The 16,420-nt window shown below is 59.6% G+C and carries 17 protein-coding genes; 8 read left to right on the forward strand and 9 right to left on the reverse strand.

All coding sequences use genetic code 11. The features are described from left to right. Positions 1 to 30: 30 nt before the first annotated feature. Positions 31 to 600, forward strand: a complete 570-nt coding sequence (locus tag HKK53_RS29975) for an elongation factor P (protein ID WP_032626910.1) — start codon at positions 31 to 33, stop codon at positions 598 to 600. 87 nt (positions 601 to 687) lie between these two features. On the opposite strand, the gene HKK53_RS29980 is transcribed toward HKK53_RS29975, so the two are convergent. The 3 genes from HKK53_RS29980 to HKK53_RS29990 all read right to left on the reverse strand — a co-directional run bounded on the left by HKK53_RS29980 (position 688) and on the right by HKK53_RS29990 (position 2,791). Then, complete coding sequence (locus tag HKK53_RS29980) at positions 688 to 1,107, reverse strand: organic hydroperoxide resistance protein (RefSeq protein ID WP_133838258.1); 420 nt, start codon at positions 1,105 to 1,107, stop codon at positions 688 to 690. Positions 1,108 to 1,303: 196 nt separating this feature from the next. Beyond that, entirely contained in the window at positions 1,304 to 1,765 is a 462-nt protein-coding gene (locus HKK53_RS29985) for a MarR family winged helix-turn-helix transcriptional regulator (RefSeq protein WP_169373744.1), read from the reverse strand. Positions 1,766 to 1,834: 69 nt separating this feature from the next. Further along, positions 1,835 to 2,791, reverse strand: coding sequence for a LysR family transcriptional regulator (locus tag HKK53_RS29990; protein WP_169373745.1), 957 nt, complete (start codon positions 2,789 to 2,791; stop codon positions 1,835 to 1,837). 110 nt (positions 2,792 to 2,901) lie between these two features. Between HKK53_RS29990 and HKK53_RS29995 the strand changes: the two genes are divergently transcribed. Beyond that, complete coding sequence (locus tag HKK53_RS29995) at positions 2,902 to 3,651, forward strand: sulfite exporter TauE/SafE family protein (protein ID WP_169373746.1); 750 nt, start codon at positions 2,902 to 2,904, stop codon at positions 3,649 to 3,651. Here HKK53_RS29995 and HKK53_RS30000 read toward each other — a convergent pair. Then, complete coding sequence (locus tag HKK53_RS30000) at positions 3,641 to 4,495, reverse strand: LysR substrate-binding domain-containing protein (RefSeq protein WP_169373747.1); 855 nt, start codon at positions 4,493 to 4,495, stop codon at positions 3,641 to 3,643. The two genes, HKK53_RS29995 and HKK53_RS30000, sit on opposite strands and share 11 nt — an antisense overlap. A 96-nt stretch (positions 4,496 to 4,591) precedes the next feature. On the opposite strand from HKK53_RS30000, the gene HKK53_RS30005 reads away from it, so the two are divergent. Together HKK53_RS30005 and HKK53_RS30010 are read left to right on the forward strand one after the other, a co-directional pair. Beyond that, on the forward strand, positions 4,592 to 4,807 hold the full coding sequence (locus tag HKK53_RS30005) for a DUF1127 domain-containing protein (protein WP_133838411.1): 216 nt from the start codon (positions 4,592 to 4,594) through the stop codon (positions 4,805 to 4,807). 64 nt (positions 4,808 to 4,871) lie between these two features. Next, positions 4,872 to 6,095 (forward strand): winged helix-turn-helix domain-containing protein, encoded by a 1,224-nt coding sequence (locus tag HKK53_RS30010; protein ID WP_169373748.1) that lies wholly within the window; start codon positions 4,872 to 4,874, stop codon positions 6,093 to 6,095. A 51-nt stretch (positions 6,096 to 6,146) separates the two neighbouring features. Here HKK53_RS30010 and HKK53_RS30015 read toward each other — a convergent pair whose 3' ends face one another. Continuing rightward, complete coding sequence (locus HKK53_RS30015) at positions 6,147 to 7,493, reverse strand: class II 3-deoxy-7-phosphoheptulonate synthase (RefSeq protein ID WP_092279550.1); 1,347 nt, start codon at positions 7,491 to 7,493, stop codon at positions 6,147 to 6,149. Between the two features lie 162 nt (positions 7,494 to 7,655). On the opposite strand from HKK53_RS30015, the gene HKK53_RS30020 reads away from it, so the two are divergent. Beyond that, positions 7,656 to 8,411: a spermidine synthase gene (locus HKK53_RS30020; RefSeq protein ID WP_169373749.1), complete on the forward strand. Its 756-nt coding sequence runs from the start codon at positions 7,656 to 7,658 to the stop codon at positions 8,409 to 8,411. Positions 8,412 to 8,548: 137 nt separating this feature from the next. Here the strand turns inward: HKK53_RS30020 and HKK53_RS30025 are convergent, their stop codons facing one another. Further along, positions 8,549 to 9,340, reverse strand: a complete 792-nt coding sequence (locus HKK53_RS30025) for a crotonase/enoyl-CoA hydratase family protein (protein WP_169373750.1) — start codon at positions 9,338 to 9,340, stop codon at positions 8,549 to 8,551. Between the two features lie 421 nt (positions 9,341 to 9,761). Here HKK53_RS30025 and HKK53_RS30030 point away from each other — a divergent pair, with 421 nt between their 5' ends. Continuing rightward, complete coding sequence (locus tag HKK53_RS30030) at positions 9,762 to 11,435, forward strand: DEAD/DEAH box helicase (protein ID WP_123510266.1); 1,674 nt, start codon at positions 9,762 to 9,764, stop codon at positions 11,433 to 11,435. A gap of 178 nt (positions 11,436 to 11,613) precedes the next feature. On the opposite strand, the gene HKK53_RS30035 is transcribed toward HKK53_RS30030, so the two are convergent. Continuing rightward, the gene (locus tag HKK53_RS30035; RefSeq protein WP_169373751.1) at positions 11,614 to 12,381 is read right to left on the reverse strand and encodes a DODA-type extradiol aromatic ring-opening family dioxygenase; all 768 of its coding nucleotides are present in this window, start codon (positions 12,379 to 12,381) and stop codon (positions 11,614 to 11,616) included. A 103-nt stretch (positions 12,382 to 12,484) separates the two neighbouring features. Between HKK53_RS30035 and HKK53_RS30040 the strand changes: the two genes are divergently transcribed. Further along, the gene (locus HKK53_RS30040; RefSeq protein ID WP_169373752.1) at positions 12,485 to 13,138 is read left to right on the forward strand and encodes a thiopurine S-methyltransferase; all 654 of its coding nucleotides are present in this window, start codon (positions 12,485 to 12,487) and stop codon (positions 13,136 to 13,138) included. A 67-nt stretch (positions 13,139 to 13,205) separates the two neighbouring features. Here the strand turns inward: HKK53_RS30040 and htpX are convergent, their stop codons facing one another. Together htpX and HKK53_RS30050 are read right to left on the reverse strand one after the other, a co-directional pair. Continuing rightward, positions 13,206 to 14,093, reverse strand: a complete 888-nt coding sequence (gene htpX / locus HKK53_RS30045) for a protease HtpX (protein WP_169373753.1) — start codon at positions 14,091 to 14,093, stop codon at positions 13,206 to 13,208. A 316-nt stretch (positions 14,094 to 14,409) separates the two neighbouring features. Beyond that, on the reverse strand, positions 14,410 to 15,621 hold the full coding sequence (locus HKK53_RS30050) for a pyridoxal phosphate-dependent aminotransferase (RefSeq protein WP_054052048.1): 1,212 nt from the start codon (positions 15,619 to 15,621) through the stop codon (positions 14,410 to 14,412). A gap of 225 nt (positions 15,622 to 15,846) precedes the next feature. On the opposite strand from HKK53_RS30050, the gene msrB reads away from it, so the two are divergent. Further along, positions 15,847 to 16,242, forward strand: coding sequence for a peptide-methionine (R)-S-oxide reductase MsrB (msrB, locus tag HKK53_RS30055; protein ID WP_169373754.1), 396 nt, complete (start codon positions 15,847 to 15,849; stop codon positions 16,240 to 16,242). Positions 16,243 to 16,420 lie beyond the last annotated feature (178 nt).

Here is a 16,420-nt window from a genome sequence, read left to right on the forward strand (position 1 = left end):
GTAAATCCCATCCAAATTCGGATATTCGCAATGAAAACTGGTAAAGAACTGAAACCCGGTACCGTGATCCGTCTCGAAAACGATCCTTGGCTGGTTCAGAAAGCTGAATTCACCAAGTCCGGTCGTAACAGCGCGATCATGAAGACCAAGCTGAAGAACCTGCTGACCGGTTACAAGACCGAGATCGTTTACAGCGCTGACGACAAACTGGACGACGTAATCCTCGACCGCAAAGAAGCGACCCTGTCCTTCATCAGCGGCGACACCTACACGTTCATGGACACCACCGACTACACCATGTACGAACTGAACGCTGAAGACATCGAAGCCGTTCTGCCTTTCGTTGAAGAAGGCATGACCGATGTTTGCGAAGCGATCTTCTTCGAAGAGCGTCTGGTTTCCGTAGAACTGCCGACCACTATCGTGCGCGTAGTCGACTACACCGAAGGTTCCGCTCGCGGCGACACTTCCGGCAAAGTCATGAAGCCTGCGAAGCTGAGCAACGGCACTGAGCTGCAAGTTGCTGACTTCATCGAAATCGGTGACCGCATCGAAATCGACACCCGCGAAGGCGGTTCCTACAAAGGCCGTGCTAAATAAGCACAGCTTCAGGAATGAAAAAGCCCGACCATTGAGTCGGGCTTTTTTTCGCCTTGGATTTGAAGATCAAAAGATCGCAGCCTGACGTTAAACGGTCACGTGCAAACGCACTTCGACATTGCCACGGGTGGCGTTGGAGTACGGGCACACCTGGTGAGCCGCATCGACCAGTGTTTGCGCATCCGCTTGTTCAAGACCCGGCAGGCTGATGTGCAGGTCGATGTCCAGGCCGAAACCACCGGGAATCTGGCCGATGCCGACATGAGCAGTGATCGACGCATCATTCGGGATGGTGCGTTTGGTCTGGCTCGCAACGAACTTCAGCGCGCCGATAAAGCAGGCGGAGTAGCCAGCTGCGAACAGTTGCTCAGGGTTGGTCGCCGCGCCGCCGGCACCGCCGAGTTCTTTTGGGGTGGCGAGTTTGACGTCGAGGATGTTGTCGCTGGAAACCGCGCGACCATCACGGCCACCGGTGGAAGTTGCGATTGCGGTGTAGAGAGTTTGCATGGTGTGAGCCTCATTCGGGTTTGGGTGTTTTGCGCTAAATGTTTGCGCGCCAAGTAAGTGCGAGATGAATGTATCGCGCTAATATTTAGCGCGCAAGATAAATTTTTGAGAAAGTTTGGTCTGTGAGAGATGTTGCGAATGCGAATTGCAGGAGAGGCTTGCCCGCGAAGAACGATAACGCGGTCTCGCAGATGCCCTAGAGACTGTCCTGCAAATGGCTACGCAGCGCTTGAAGATCATTTTGCAATTTCTTCAACTGCTCGATCGTCTGCCCGCTGGCCCCCAGGATGCACTGCGGAATATCCCGAGCCTTGTCCCGCAACGCGCGACCCTGTTCGGTCAGCTCGACGATCACCACCCGTTCATCTTCACGGCTACGAGTACGACTGAGCAGTCCTTCAACTTCCAGGCGTTTGAGCAGCGGCGTCAACGAGCCAGGATCGGTCAGCAGCCTTGTGCTGATTTCGCCTACGGTCAAACCATCCCGTTCCCACAACACCATCATCGCCAGGTACTGCGGATAGGTCAGGCCCAGCGCTTGCAGCAGCGGTTTATAGACCTTGGTCATCAGCAGCGAAGTGGAATGCAGGGCGAAGCACACCTGATTGTCCAGCAGCAGGTGGTCGCAGGTGTCCGGGGTGTTGCGGTCGGTGGTCATGTCAAAGCCTTGATCAGTAATCGTCATGAATCTAGCGGGCGAATCTTTAATGCGCCAGATAATTATGGCTCAGTAGCCGGTTAGATTGCCTTGCAGGGCCAGATCCCACGGCGCAATCGGGCTGAAGCGAGTTTTTAGGTATTCCAGCAACAGGCGACTGCGGGAACTGGCCTGCTGCTCCAGGCGCAAGGCGTAGATCCCGGCGGTTTCCGGTTTTGGCAGGCCGTTTTCGCAGAACAGCGGCAGCAGTTCGCCGCGCAACAGGTATTCGCTGGCCAGCCAGGTCGGCAAATGCGCGATGCCGAGCCCGGCCAGCGCGCCGCAGACCAACGCCTCGGCGTTGTTGGCGCTCATGCGGATCCGCGCCGGCCGGTGCAATTGCATGCGCCCATCCTGTTCGAAGCGCCAAGCGAAGGGCGGGGCGAGGCCGTCCCAGTCGAGGCCATCGTGTTCGCTCAACTGGGACGGATCGGTCGGCACGCCCCGACGCTTCAAATAGGCGGGGCTGGCGCAAGCGATGCGCACCATGTTCGCCAGCGGCGTGGCCACCAGCCGGGTATCAGCCATTTGCCCGGCACGCAGCACCAGATCGACCTTGCCCAGGTTCAAACCCTGCATATCGACAAAACTGTCGATCAGGTGCAATTGCACATCGAGGCCGGGGTACAGCATCAGAAAATCGGCAATGACCGGCGCCAGATGTCGGCGGCCAAACGCGGCGGGCGCGTCCACCCGGATCAAGCCTTCGGGCGCGCTGCTGAGGGACACCGCCTCCGCCCGGGCCAACCGCAATTCGGCGACGATCCGCCGCGCCCGCTCGGCAAACGCCAGACCGGCTGGCGTCGCCCGCACCGCGTGGGTGCTGCGCAGGAATAACTGGCTTCCGACCGCGCTTTCCAGGCTGTCGATCCGTCGGGCCACGGCCGAAGGCGTTAGCGGATGGCGCCGGGATGCGGCGGAAAAACTTCCGGTTTCCAGCACATCGAGGAACAGCCCGAGTTGGTCGGTCAATTGATTGGGGTTCATGGTTTTACCAGCGCTTGTGCGAAATCGGCACAGCCATTGTGCGTTGCTGTGCGTTTCCCTGCCAGAGCCGACTGCGTAGGATGAAATGCCTGACAAGAGGGAATGGGCCTGTGCTTGAGTTTTTGTTGTATCTGATCTTTGGCGCTGCCTTGGGCACCCTGGGTGGTTTGTTTGGCATCGGCGGTGGCCTGATTGCCATTCCGTTGCTTGGCGTGTTGTGTGGTCTCGATCAACAGATCGCCCAAGGCACGGCGTTGGTGATGGTAGTACCGAACGTGATGCTGGCGCTGTGGCGCTATCACCAGCGTAATCGCATCGAATTGCGCCACGCACTGCCGCTGGCGTCGATGGGATTCTGCTTTGCCTGGATCGGTTCGATCTGGGCCGTGGGCATCGATGCGCAAACCATGCGCGTGGGATTTGTCGCATTCCTGGTGGCGCTCTCGACCTACAACCTCGTGCGAATGTTTACCGCCAACGCCCCGGCATCTTCGCAAATGCATTACTCCTGGCCATGGCTGGGCGTGCTTGGCGCGGCTTCCGGGACCATGGGCGGGTTGTTTGGCGTGGGCGGGGCGGTGGTGGCGACGCCGGTGCTGACCAGCCTGTTCGGTACTTCCCAGGTGGTTGCTCAAGGTTTATCGCTGGCCCTGGCATTACCGAGCACCGGCGTCACCCTGGTGACGTACGCGGTGCATCATCAGGTGAACTGGATGATCGGTTTGCCCTTGGCCATTGGCGGATTGATGAGCATCAGTTGGGGCGTGAAAATCGCCCACGCCATGCCGGAGCGGCTGCTGCGCGGGCTGTTCTGCGGTTTCCTGGTGTTCTGCGCGGTGATGCTCGCTTTTAAAGTTTGAAGCCTTCGACGATGTGCTCGGCCAGGCACTCGGTGATCGGCGACGGGTTGTGCAGGTTGCGCACCAGCATGATGCTGGCCTCGGGCAGCAGCGGCAGGTCTTCGGCGGCGCCGAGGATGCGCATGTCCGGGGTGATCAGGCTTTCCAGTTGCGCGGTCACCGCCAGGCCGGCGCTGACCACGGCCATCAATGCCGACAGGCTCGAGCTGTTGTAGGCAATCCGGTAATCGCGGCCCATCGCATCGAGGGCATTGCATGCCCATAACCGGCAGAAACAATCACTGTTGAACATCGCCAGCGGCAACGGCGTCTGCTCGTGGGCGCTGAAACATTGCGCCTCGGCCCAGACAAAACGCTCCTTGCGCAGCAACTGGCCGATCTCGGTGCCCGGCTCGCGGGTGACGATCGACAGGTCGAGGTCCTGGCGCTGCAACAGCTGCCTGGTCGACTCGCAATGCACTTCGATCTGGATCAGCGGATAGAACTTGGCGAACCGCGACAAAATCCCCGGCAGAAACCGCATCACATAATCATCCGGCGTGCCGATGCGCACGGTACCGACCATGTGCGGTTCGCGCAGGGTATTGAAGACTTCGCTGTGCAGTTTGAGGATGCGCCGCGCATAGCCGAGCAGCACCTGGCCCTCGGCGGTCAACTTGACCTGACGCCCGTCGCGCTCGAACAACTGGCGCTGCAACACGTCTTCTTCCAGGCGCTTCATCTGCATGCTCACCGCCGATTGCGTGCGGTTGACCATTTCGCCGGCGCGGGTGAAACCGCCCAAGTCGGCGATGGCGACAAAAGTGCGCAGTACATCGGTATCGATACTGGGGAACGCCGACATTCATCAATCTCCGAGATGCATACCATCAGAAACATTCGTTGGATTGATCTTAGCTCCGGGGCGAGACTTGAGCCATCCCTAAAGGAGGGCGACATGATGAAAGGTCAACACGAGCATGTAACGGCAGAAAAATTCTCAATCCACGCGGTTTCCGATTTGCTGCACAAGTTTAGTCGCTGGTACGAACTTCACCGCGAACGTGAGCTTTTGGCGAGCCTGAGCGATGAAGCGCTGAAAGATATCGGCGTCAGTCGTGCGGATGTCGAGCACGAATCGGTCCGGCCGTTCTGGGACGATCCGATGCATAAATGATGAGGCCATTGCTACACAAACCCCTCTCTGGTGAGGTAGGTTGCGAGCAGACAAGGAGATGCTCATGCCCGCAACGCTGTCCTTTTCCATCAAACAGGCTCGACGTCTGGCACTGGCTGCCCAAGGATTCAACGGGCGCCAGCCGCCAGCGGCGATCAAAGCGGTCCAGCTCAATCGGTTGATTGAACGGCTGGGCATTTTGCAGATCGATTCGGTCAATGCGTTGGTGCGCTCGCACTACCTCCCCTTGTTTTCCCGTCTTGGTAACTACTCTTCCGACCTTCTCGATCAGGCTGCCTGGAGTCAGGGTCGGCACCGTACGTTGTTTGAATATTGGGGTCATGAAGCGTCGTTATTGCCGCTGTCCATGTACCCGTTGATGCGCTGGCGCATGCTGCGCGCGACTCGCGGCGAAGACATTTATCAACAATTGGCGCGGTTTGGTCGTGAGCAACAGGACACGATTCGCCGGGTCCTGGGTTCGGTTCAGGAGCTGGGCGCGCTGGGCGCCGGGAGTCTGTCGACCCGTCAGGAACGGGCGGGGCCGTGGTGGGACTGGAGCGCCGAAAAGCATGCGCTTGAGTGGTTGTTTGCCGCCGGTGAAGTCACCGTCGCGGGCCGACGCGGGTTTGAACGGCTTTACGATTTGCCAGAGCGGGTTATTCCTTCGGTCGTTCTCCAACAGCCGTTGCTCACGGAAGCCGAAGCCCTGCGCGGGCTGTTGCTGCACGCCGCGAATGCCTTGGGTGTGGCGACGGAAAAAGACCTGCGGGACTATTTTCGCCTGAGCCCCGGGGATGCCCGTCCGCGTTTGGCGGAACTGGTCGAGGCTGGTGAATTGCTGACCTGCGAAGTCGAGGGTTGGCGCCAACCAGCCTATTGCCTGCCCGAGCCCAAGGTCCCGCGCAAGGTCGAGGCCAGCGCCTTGCTGTCGCCCTTCGATTCACTGATTTGGGAACGCAGCCGCACCGAGCGGTTGTTCGATTTCCGTTATCGGCTGGAGATTTATACGCCGCAGGATAAGCGGGTCTATGGCTATTACGTGCTGCCCTTTTTGCACAATGAACGGATTGCCGCGCGGGTGGATTTGCGGGCCGAACGGGCGCTGGGCCGGTTGGCGGTGCATGCGGTGCACGAAGAAGAGCCGGGGCTGGATGGGGCGGGAATGCTGGCGTTGGCGGTGAATTTGCGGCGGATGGCGGATTGGTTGGGGCTGGAGCGGGTTCAGTTGAATTGTCAGCGGGAGAGTGCGGGGCGGTTGCGGGTGGTAATGGCGCAGATTGAGTAAGCGGGCCTTAACCTGATCGTTCCCACGCAGAGCGTGGGAACGATCACTGACTTAGCGGCGGACTTGTTTCAACGTCTCAGCAATCAAAAACGCCAATTCCAGCGACTGATCCGCGTTCATCCGCGGATCGCAATGGGTGTGGTAACGGTCCGACAACCCATCCTCGGTAATCGGCCGCGCGCCACCGATGCACTCGGTCACGTTCTGCCCGGTCATTTCGATGTGGATACCGCCGGCATAGGTGCCTTCCGCTTCGTGCACCTGGAAGAACTGCTTCACTTCGCCAAGAATCTGCGCGAAGTCGCGGGTCTTGTAGCCGCTGCTGGCCTTGATGGTGTTGCCGTGCATTGGGTCGGAGCTCCACAGCACCTTCTTGCCTTCACGCTCGACGGCGCGAATCAACTGCGGCAGGTGATCGCCGACCTTGTTCGCGCCCATCCGCGCGATCAGGTTCAAGCGGCCGGGGTCGTTGTCCGGGTTGAGCACGTCGATCAGACGAATCAAATCTTCCGGATTCATGCTGGGGCCGACTTTGACGCCAATCGGGTTGTTCACCCCGCGCAGGAACTCCACGTGGGCGCCGTCGAGCTGACGGGTGCGGTCGCCGATCCACAGCATGTGCGCCGAGCAGTCGTAGTAATCGTTGGTCAGGCTGTCGCGACGGACGAAGGCTTCTTCATAGTTCAGCAACAGCGCTTCGTGGGCGGTGAAGAAACTGGTTTCGCGTAATTGCGGCGAGCTGTCCATGCCGCAGGCGCGCATAAAGGCCAGGGTTTCATCAATGCGATCGGCAAGGTGGCTGTATTTCTCGGCCAGGGCCGAGTTGGCGATGAAGTCCAGGTTCCACTTGTGCACTTGATGCAGGTCGGCAAATCCGCCCTGGGCGAAAGCGCGCAGCAGGTTCAGGGTCGCGGTGGACTGGTGATAGGACTGCAGCAGGCGTTCCGGGTCCGGGACGCGGCTTTTTTCGTCGAAACCGATGCCGTTGACGATGTCGCCACGGTAGGCGGGCAAGGTCACGCCGTCGATGGTTTCGTCGTTGGCCGAACGGGGTTTGGCGAACTGGCCGGCCATGCGTCCGACTTTGACCACCGGGCAACCGGCGGCAAAGGTCATCACGATGGCCATTTGCAGCAGCACTTTAAAGGTGTCGCGGATTTTCGCGGCGGAGAACTCGGCGAAGCTTTCGGCGCAATCGCCGCCCTGCAACAGAAACGCTCGGCCCTGGGTCACTTCGGCAAACTGACGGCGCAATTCCCGGGCTTCACCGGCAAACACCAGCGGCGGATAGCTGGCCAGGGTTTGCTCGACCTGCGCCAAATGCGCGGCATCGGGGTAGCGGGGTTGTTGCTGGATCGGCAAGGCACGCCAGCTGTCAGGGCTCCAGGGTTGGCTCATCACGGTCTCTAGTGTTTACGCACGGGCGCTTATGTTATCAGCAATTAGTGCGTGACCTGTTCCCGTCGCTTCGCGGACAATCGCGCCTTTGCCGCTTTGTGTTGCGGCTTGTCGCGTTGCTGTTTGGCCAGGTTGCTGGTCCGGCGACGATCAGGAGACGAAATGACTGAGGAGCGCGTCGAGCATTTGCTCGCCGAGGTACAGGATGAGTTCGGCGTGATTCGCGTGCTGGAAGTGGCCGATTACCGTTTTCTCGAATTCGGCGATGCCATCGAGCAAAGCTGCGTGTTCACGGCCGACCCGAGCTGGCTGGAGTACGACTACACCCGCGCCATGCTGATCGGTGCGTTGTGCCATGAGCAGCCGGAAAGCGCGCTGTTCCTCGGCCTCGGCGCTGGCACGTTGACCCAGGCCTGCCTCAAGTTTCTGCCGCTGGAAGATGTCGAAGCCATCGAGTTGCGCCCCGATGTACCGCGTCTGGCCATTGAATACCTGGGGCTGGATGACGATCCACGGCTGTACATCCGCGTCGGCGATGCGCTGGAGTTGCTGGAAACGGCAGAACCGGCGGACCTGATTTTCGTCGACCTCTATACCGATGTCGGGCCGGGCGTCGGGCATCTGGCCTGGAGCTTTCTGGAAAACTGTCAGAAACGACTGAATCCGGGGGGCTGGCTGGTGATCAACCAATGGGCCACCGATGACGGCAAACCGCTGGGCGCGGCATTGTTTCGCGGGCTCTATCACCGGCATTACTGGGAACTGCCGGTGAAGGAGGGCAACGTGATTTTGATCGTGCCGTCGGAACTGGATCAGGAGCTGGACATGGACGGATTGATCGCCCGGGCCGAAGGGCTGGCGCCGCGGTTGGGGTATTCGTTGTTGTCGTTGATCAAGGCGATTCGGCCGGCGACGTAATGCGTTATTTGTAGTGGCCTCATCGCGGGCAAGCCTTGCTCCTACAGGTTTTGTGTCGTTCGCATTTCCGGCAAACGACACAAATCCTGTAGGAGCGAGGCTTGCCCGCGAAGACATTATTCGCCCCACCGCAAACCTCAAACCCCTTTGAAGATGCCGGGCCGCTTTTCGACCATCGACCGCACCCCCTCCTTGGCATCTTCACTGTTCAACAGCTTCTTCACCATCGCCGGCAACGCCTGCGCCGCCGCGGTTTCTCCTTCATAACGCGCCTGCCTGGCCGACATCAACGTCGCCTGAACCCCCAGCGGCGCCTGCCTTGCAATACGTTCCGCCAGTTCAAGCGCCCTCGGCAACAGATCCTCACTGGCCATGACCTCCTGCACCAACCCCAGCCGCAACGCGTCATGAGCGTCGAACTCATCGCCGGTCAGCAGCCAGCGCATGGCGTTGCCCCAGCCGGCCACTTGATGCAGGCGCAGCGTGGCGCCGCCAAACGGGAAGATCCCGCGCTGCACTTCCATCTGGGCGAAACGGGTATTGCTGGCGCAGAGGTTGATGTCGGCGGCCAGCATCAGCTCGATGCCGATGGTCAGGCAATAACCTTGCGCGGCGACGATCACCGGTTTACTCACCCTCGGCCCGGCGAATACGCCCCACGGATCACAACCGCCGGGCGGTGCCTGCCAACCTTCGGCCAGCGCCGCGCTGGCATTGATCAGGTCGAGCCCGGCGGTGAAATGCTCGCCGTGGCCGAACACCACCGCCACTCGCGCCTCGCTGTCGGCCTCGAACTCGCCATAGGCCAGGCTCAGGTCGTTGAGCAGATCGAGGTCGAAGGCGTTGCGCTTGGCGACCCGGTCCAGGCCGAGTAACAAGACATGACCGCGCTGTTCGCGGCTGACACGACTGGAAACAGGCTGATTCATGAGGTATTTCCTCGGGCGGGAAGGGGGTGCCAGACCAAAGGTCCGGGTCACCGGGGTGAACCGTTTTAGCGCTATCGCCAGCAGGGCCGGGCCTTTGAAAAATAGACCGTTGCACGATTATCCGCAAAGCCTGTTACAGAACGGTATATACGTCAGTTTTCCGACAAATAATGCTCCCTTTTTGGGCGAATTCCGGTATAGTGCGCGCCGGCCTTTAACCGGGCCGCGTTTAGGTAGCGCAATTCCCCGAAGTCAGCTTCGGCTGCACGTCCGCACAGCGGACTCTTCCTTGACGAATCTTTTTCATTCATTCGTTTTCGCAAATCCCCGCCGACAAAGCAGCCAGGGCGACTCTTGAGTCTTACACGGCATGCGCAGCTTTGGAGCATGGGTCTTTGCGGATGCACTTAGAGGCAGACCCATGACCCAGGAAACCGGCGGCTTCGCCGCTTTTAATCTTAATCCGAATATTCTTGCAGCCGTCATCGCGACTGGCTACGAAGAGCCTTCGGCTATTCAGCAGCAATCGATCCCGATCATCATGGCCGGCCACGACATGATTGGCCAAGCGCAAACCGGTACCGGTAAAACCGCCGCGTTCGCCCTGCCAATCCTGCATCGCATCGATCCTGCTAAGCGCGAGCCGCAAGCCCTGATCCTGGCGCCAACCCGTGAGTTGGCGCTGCAAGTAGCAACCGCTTTCGAAACCTACGCCAAGCAAATGCCGGGCGTTACCGTTGTGGCCGTTTACGGCGGCGCCCCGATGGGCCCACAACTGAAAGCAATCCGTAATGGCGCACAGATCGTTGTCGCCACTCCGGGTCGTCTGTGCGACCACCTGCGTCGTGACGAAAAAGTCCTGTCGACCGTGAACCACCTGGTTCTCGACGAAGCGGACGAAATGCTCAAACTGGGTTTCATGGACGACCTCGAAGTTATCTTCAAGGCTCTGCCACCGACCCGTCAGACCGTATTGTTCTCGGCGACCCTGCCGCAGTCGATCCGTGCGATCGCCGAGCGTCACCTGCGTGATCCGCAGCACGTGAAGATCCAGACCAAGACTCAGACCGTTACCGCGATCGAACAGGCTCACCTGTTGGTTCACGCTGACCAGAAGACCTCGGCTGTATTGAGCCTGCTGGAAGTCGAAGACTTCGACGCCCTGATCATGTTCGTGCGCACCAAGCAAGCGACCCTGGACCTGGCCAGTGCCCTGGAAGCCAAAGGCTACAAAGCCGCTGCGCTGAACGGTGACATTGCTCAGAACCAACGTGAGCGCGTGATCGAATCCCTCAAGGATGGCCGTCTGGACATCGTTGTGGCGACTGACGTTGCTGCCCGTGGCCTGGACGTTCCGCGCATCACTCACGTGTTCAACGTTGACATGCCGTACGATCCAGAGTCCTACGTTCACCGTATCGGCCGTACTGGCCGTGCCGGTCGCGAAGGTCGTGCACTGCTGCTGGTGACTCCACGTGAGCGCCGCATGCTGCAAGTGATCGAGCGTGTAACCGGTCAAAAGGTTGCCGAAGTTCGCCTGCCGGACGCCCAAGCTGTTCTCGATGCGCGCATCAAGAAGTTGACCAACAGCCTGTCGCCGCTGGTCGCTGATGCCGAATCGACTCACGGTGATCTGCTCGATCGCCTGACCGCCGACATCGGTTGCACCCCGCGTGCCCTGGCCGCTGCGCTGCTGCGCAAGGCCACCAACGCTCAGGCGCTGACCCTGGCTGCGATCGAGAAAGAGCGTCCATTGGTGCCGAACAACGCACCGCGTGGCGATCGTCCAGAGCGTACCGGTGATCGTCCGGACCGTGGTGATCGTGAGCGTCGTGCTCCGGTTGCATTGGCCGAAGGCCGTGCTCGTTGCCGTACCGCGCTGGGTGCGCGTGATGGTATCGCTGCCAAGAACCTGCTGGGCGCTATCCTCAACGAAGGTGGCCTGGCTCGCGAAGCAATCGGTCGCATCCAGGTGCGTGACAGCTTCAGCCTCGTCGAGCTGCCGGAAGATGGTCTGGAAAAACTCCTGACCAAACTGAAGGACACTCGCGTTGCTGGCAAGCAGTTGAAGCTGCGTCGCTATCGCGAAGATTAATCCGCCTCTGGGCTGATTGATCGAACATAAAAAATCCCCGACTGGTTCGGGGATTTTTTTTGCCTGACCGTTCCCACGCTCTGCGTGGGATTGCCTCATCGGTCGCTCTGCGTTCGGCTTTTAAAGGGACGCGGAGCGTCCCGGGCTGCATTCCCACGCGGAGCGTGGGAACGATCAGTTAACCAAAGCGGTAAATATCCATGCCCAAGGCGCCCATGGTGAACCCCTGGTGTGCAACCCCGAATTTCCCCCCAGCCCCGCGAGCAAAGTACAACGGCAGCAAATGCTCATCGCTCGGATGGTTGCGCACCGCGTTCGGAGCCTGCTGGCGATAATCGTGCAGTGCGGCTTCATCGTTGGCGGCAAGTTTTTCAATCATCCAGTCGCGGAAGGCCTTGGCCCACGGCTCGACACTTTCCGGGCCGGCATGCCAGTCCAGTTCTCGCAGGTTGTGGGTGATGCTGCCGGAGCCGATCACCAGCACACCTTGCTCGCGCAGCTTGGCCAGCGCATGGCCGACACGGGTTTGCAGGGCCGGGCCGCCACGGGTCGGCAGTGAGACCTGCACCACCGGGATGTCGGCCTGCGGGTACATCAATGACAACGGCACCCACACCCCGTGATCGAACGGCCGCTTGGCGTCAATGCGCGCTGGCAGGTCATCAGCCTTGAGCAATTCGACAACCTCGGCCGCCAGTTGCGGATCGCCCGGCGCCGGGTATTGCACCTCGAACAAAGCCTTCGGGAAACCACCGAAGTCATGCCAGGTTTCAGGCTGTGGGTTGCCGCTGACCAGAAGCTCGTTGCTTTCCCAGTGCGCCGAGACAATCACGATCGCTTCGGGTTTGGGCATTTCTGCCGCCAGACGCGCCAGGGCGGGACCACTGGCACCCGGTTCCAGTGCCAACATGGGCGAACCATGGGATATGTACAGGCTGGGGAACATGAAAGAGCTCCTGAGGGGTAAGATGGCGTCATCTTCAGTCAGATCATTGATCTAAATCTAATATAAGTTTTAGCGTCTTTTGATCGAATTTTCGGGATTAATTATGCAGCCGGAGTTTTGGCACAAGCGGTGGACGTCGAATCAGATCGGCTTTCACCTGCCGGAAGTGAATCCATATCTGCAACGGTACTGGCCGCAACTCGGCCTGGAAGAGGGCGCGCGGGTACTGGTGCCGTTATGTGGGAAAAGCCTGGACCTGCTGTGGCTGGCCAAATGCGGTCACGAGGTATTGGGCGTCGAGTTGTCGGAAAAAGCCGTGGAGGACTTTTTTCACGAGCATCAATTTGACCCGGACGTCAGCGATCAGGGGCCGTTCACGGTCTATCGCGCCGGTTCGATCGAGATCTGGTGTGGTGATTTCTTCGCCCTGACCGCCGGCGATGTCGCCGATTGCAGCGCGCTGTACGACCGCGCGGCGCTGATCGCCTTGCCACCGAAGATGCGTGAGCAGTACGCCGAGCACCTGAAGCGGATCCTGCCGAAGGATTCCCTGGGGCTGTTGATTACCCTGGATTACGATCAGGCGCAAAAGGATGGGCCACCGTTCGCCGTGCTGGACGATGAAGTGCAGCGGTTGTTCGGGGCAACCTGGGAGTTGAAGATCCTGGAAGACCAGGACGTGCTCGGCGAGAGCTGGAAGTTTGTCGAGAGCGGGGTCACGCGACTTGAAGAGCGGGTTTATCGTTTGATGAGTTGATTCAAAAGCAAAAGACATAAAAAAGGGGCGATCAATTGATCGCCCCTTCGTTTTCTGCGCCGGGCTATCAGCCCCGGCGACGCAACGCTTCAATACGTTCTTCCAGCGGCGGGTGGCTCATGAACATGCGGGCGAAGCCCTGTTTGATGCCACCGTTGATGCCGAACGCGTTCAGGGTGTCCGGCATGTGCACCGGCAGTCCTTGTTCGGCCCGCAGGCGCTGCAAGGCACCGATCATCGCGCTGGTACCGGCCAGGCGTGCACCGGCTTCGTCGGCACGGAATTCGCGTTTGCGCGAGAACCACATGACGATCGAGCTGGCGAGGATGCCCAGCACCAGTTCGGCGACGATGGTCGCCACGTAGTAGGCGATGCCCTGGCCTTCTTCGTTCTTGAAGATCACCTTGTCGACAAAGTTGCCGATGATCCGCGCGAAGAACATCACGAAGGTGTTCACCACGCCTTGGATCAGCGCCAGGGTCACCATGTCGCCATTGGCCACGTGACCGATCTCGTGGGCCAGCACGGCTTTGACTTCATCCGGCGAGAACCGCTCGAGCAAGCCCTGGCTGACCGCGACCAGTGCGTCGTTCTTGTTCCAGCCGGTGGCGAAGGCGTTGGCCTCGTAGGCCGGGAAAATCCCGACTTCGGGCATCTTGATCCCGGCTTCGCGAGACAGTTGCTCGACCGTTTGCAGCAGCCATTGCTCGTGACGGGTGCGCGGCTGGCTGATGATTTGCGTACTGGTGCTCATCTTCGCCATCCATTTGGAGATGAACAGCGAGAACAGTGAACCGGCGAAACCAAAGACCGCACAGAAAACCAGCAGCTGATTGAGGTTCAGATCAACCCCGTTGGCCGCCATGAACCCGTTGAAGCCGAAAAGGCTCAAGGTGATGCTGGCAATCAGCACGACCGCCAGGTTAGTGGCCAAAAACAGCAGGATGCGCATCATGGTTGTAGAAATCTCCTCATGCTAAAGATGTAGCGTACTGCGGGGTATATAAGGTGCTGCACCGTGCTATTCAACCGAGTGACTATTTCAAACTGTGTCCTACAGCAACAGTTTAGCCGCGCGCAGGCAATTTCCGACGCTGATGCAGGAAGGGGTTGTCAGTCGCTGGACTGCGGGGCCCCCGTCTTTGTTAGACGTGAGCACGAAATCGGTCAGCAGGCGGTGGTGACGGCAAGGATGTGCGGCAGGGCGCAGAGATGTGTTGCTGAATCAATCACCGTGCGACCCGGACCAGCGTCGCACGGTACCCGTCAGCTTACTGGCGGTAAGTCTTGAGGAAATTGCCGATCCGGCCGATGGCCTGATCCAGTTCGTCGACGCGGGGCAGGGTGACCACACGGAAGTGATCCGGCCACGGCCAGTTGAACGCCGTGCCTTGCACCACCAGCAGTTTTTCGGACAGCAGCAGGTCGAGCACGAACTTCTCGTCGTTATGAATCGGGCACACTTTCGGGTCGATCCGCGGGAACGCATACAGCGCGCCCATCGGCTTGACGCAACTCACGCCCGGGATGTCGTTGAGCAGTTCCCAAGTGCGATTGCGCTGTTCCAGCAAGCGACCTTGCGGCAACACCAGGTCATTGATGCTCTGATAGCCGCCGAGTGCGGTCTGGATCGCGTGCTGGCTCGGCACGTTGGCACACAGGCGCATGTTCGCCAGCATGTCGATGCCTTCGATATAGCTCTGGGCGTGGTGTTTCGGCCCGGAAATGGCAATCCAGCCGGAACGGAAACCGGCCACGCGATAGGACTTGGACAGACCGTTGAAGGTCAGGCACAGCAGGTCCGGCGCCAGGGAAGCGGTGCAGATGTGCACGGCGTCATCGTAGAGGATTTTGTCGTAGATTTCGTCGGAGAACACCACCAGGTTGTGCGAGCGGGCCAGTTCGAGCATGCCCAGCAACACTTCCTTCGAATACACCGCGCCGGTCGGGTTGTTCGGGTTGATGATCACCAGCGCCTTGGTGTTCGGGGTGATCTTGGCCTTGATGTCGGCCAGGTCCGGGAACCAGTCGGCGCCTTCGTCACACAGGTAATGCACCGGATTGCCGCCGGCCAGGCTGACCGCGGCGGTCCACAGCGGATAGTCGGGGGCCGGCACCAGCACTTCGTCGCCGTTGTTGAGCAGGGCCTGCATCGACATCACGATCAGCTCGGAAACGCCGTTGCCCAGGTAGATGTCTTCGATGCCGACGCCTTCGACCTGTTTCTGCTGGTAGTACTGCATCACGGCTTTACGCGCGCTGAACAGGCCTTTGGAATCGCTATAGCCTTGGGCGGTCGGCAGGTTGCGGATCACGTCCTGGAGGATTTCATCCGGCGCTTCGAAACCAAAGGGCGCCGGGTTGCCGATGTTCAGCTTGAGGATGCGATGGCCTTCCTCTTCCAGGCGTTTGGCGTGCTTGAGCACTGGGCCGCGAATGTCGTAGCAGACGTTGGCGAGCTTGTTCGATTTGCTGACCTGCATGGCGATGTGTTCCCGAAAATGAACGATCCAGGCGGCGTGTGAACTACCGTACTGGGAATCCTGCGTATTCACACAGGCCTGACGCCCGTGATGGCGACACTCATAATCCGTTTGAATGCGCGGTGTCTGGCTGCCAGACTGGCGTTTGACGAGGCGCAATCATACGTGCCGCCCGATCCTTGGAAAAGGTACAGATCGGGCTTTTTCAGCTGCTGAGGTGTGACGATGGAAAAGTTGGATAAAACCCTGGAAGAATGGAAGGCGATGCTCGACCCGGAGCAGTACAACGTTTGCCGCCTCAAGGGCACCGAACGCCCGTTCTCCGGCAAGTACAACGACACCAAGACCGATGGCGTTTACCACTGCATTTGCTGCAACGAGCCGTTGTTCGATTCCAAGACCAAGTTTGATTCCGGCTGCGGCTGGCCGAGCTTTTACGCGCCGATCGGCGACAGTGCGATGGTCGAGATCCGCGACGTCAGCCACGGCATGATCCGCACCGAAGTGGTCTGCGCCAAGTGCGACGCGCACCTGGGCCACGTGTTCCCGGATGGCCCGCCACCGACCGGTTTGCGTTATTGCATCAACTCGGTGTGCCTGGACCTGGTTCCCCGCGGATAACCCGAATCCCCCTGTAAGAGCGAAGCTTGCTCGCGAGGGCGTTTTAACATTCAACAATGATGTTGACTGATCCGACGTCTTCGCGAGCAAGCTTCGCTCCTACAGGGATTGGCGGGCGTTCTATTGATTTATTAAATTGCACGCAATTCAATTGCTCGCTATGTTTGGACCTTCTTCC

The organism is Pseudomonas sp. ADAK7, from assembly GCF_012935675.1.
Classification (GTDB): Bacteria; Pseudomonadota; Gammaproteobacteria; order Pseudomonadales; family Pseudomonadaceae; genus Aquipseudomonas.

Excerpts from the sequence above, each read along its gene's own strand:
- HKK53_RS30020 (WP_169373749.1), top strand. The coding sequence starts at position 7,656 with ATGACTGAGGAGCGCGTCGAGCATTTGCTCGCCGAGGTACAGGATGAG.
- HKK53_RS29985 (WP_169373744.1), bottom strand. The coding sequence starts at position 1,765 with ATGACCACCGACCGCAACACCCCGGACACCTGCGACCACCTGCTGCTG.
- HKK53_RS30010 (WP_169373748.1), top strand. The coding sequence starts at position 4,872 with ATGCCCGCAACGCTGTCCTTTTCCATCAAACAGGCTCGACGTCTGGCA.
- HKK53_RS30040 (WP_169373752.1), top strand. The coding sequence starts at position 12,485 with ATGCAGCCGGAGTTTTGGCACAAGCGGTGGACGTCGAATCAGATCGGC.
- HKK53_RS30000 (WP_169373747.1), bottom strand. The coding sequence starts at position 4,495 with ATGTCGGCGTTCCCCAGTATCGATACCGATGTACTGCGCACTTTTGTC.
- HKK53_RS30015 (WP_092279550.1), bottom strand. The coding sequence starts at position 7,493 with ATGAGCCAACCCTGGAGCCCTGACAGCTGGCGTGCCTTGCCGATCCAG.
- HKK53_RS30050 (WP_054052048.1), bottom strand. The coding sequence starts at position 15,621 with ATGCAGGTCAGCAAATCGAACAAGCTCGCCAACGTCTGCTACGACATT.
- HKK53_RS29990 (WP_169373745.1), bottom strand. The coding sequence starts at position 2,791 with ATGAACCCCAATCAATTGACCGACCAACTCGGGCTGTTCCTCGATGTG.
- HKK53_RS30025 (WP_169373750.1), bottom strand. The coding sequence starts at position 9,340 with ATGAATCAGCCTGTTTCCAGTCGTGTCAGCCGCGAACAGCGCGGTCAT.
- HKK53_RS29975 (WP_032626910.1), top strand. The coding sequence starts at position 31 with ATGAAAACTGGTAAAGAACTGAAACCCGGTACCGTGATCCGTCTCGAA.
- HKK53_RS30005 (WP_133838411.1), top strand. The coding sequence starts at position 4,592 with ATGAAAGGTCAACACGAGCATGTAACGGCAGAAAAATTCTCAATCCAC.
- htpX (WP_169373753.1), bottom strand. The coding sequence starts at position 14,093 with ATGATGCGCATCCTGCTGTTTTTGGCCACTAACCTGGCGGTCGTGCTG.
- HKK53_RS30030 (WP_123510266.1), top strand. The coding sequence starts at position 9,762 with ATGACCCAGGAAACCGGCGGCTTCGCCGCTTTTAATCTTAATCCGAAT.
- HKK53_RS30035 (WP_169373751.1), bottom strand. The coding sequence starts at position 12,381 with ATGTTCCCCAGCCTGTACATATCCCATGGTTCGCCCATGTTGGCACTG.
- msrB (WP_169373754.1), top strand. The coding sequence starts at position 15,847 with ATGGAAAAGTTGGATAAAACCCTGGAAGAATGGAAGGCGATGCTCGAC.
- HKK53_RS29980 (WP_133838258.1), bottom strand. The coding sequence starts at position 1,107 with ATGCAAACTCTCTACACCGCAATCGCAACTTCCACCGGTGGCCGTGAT.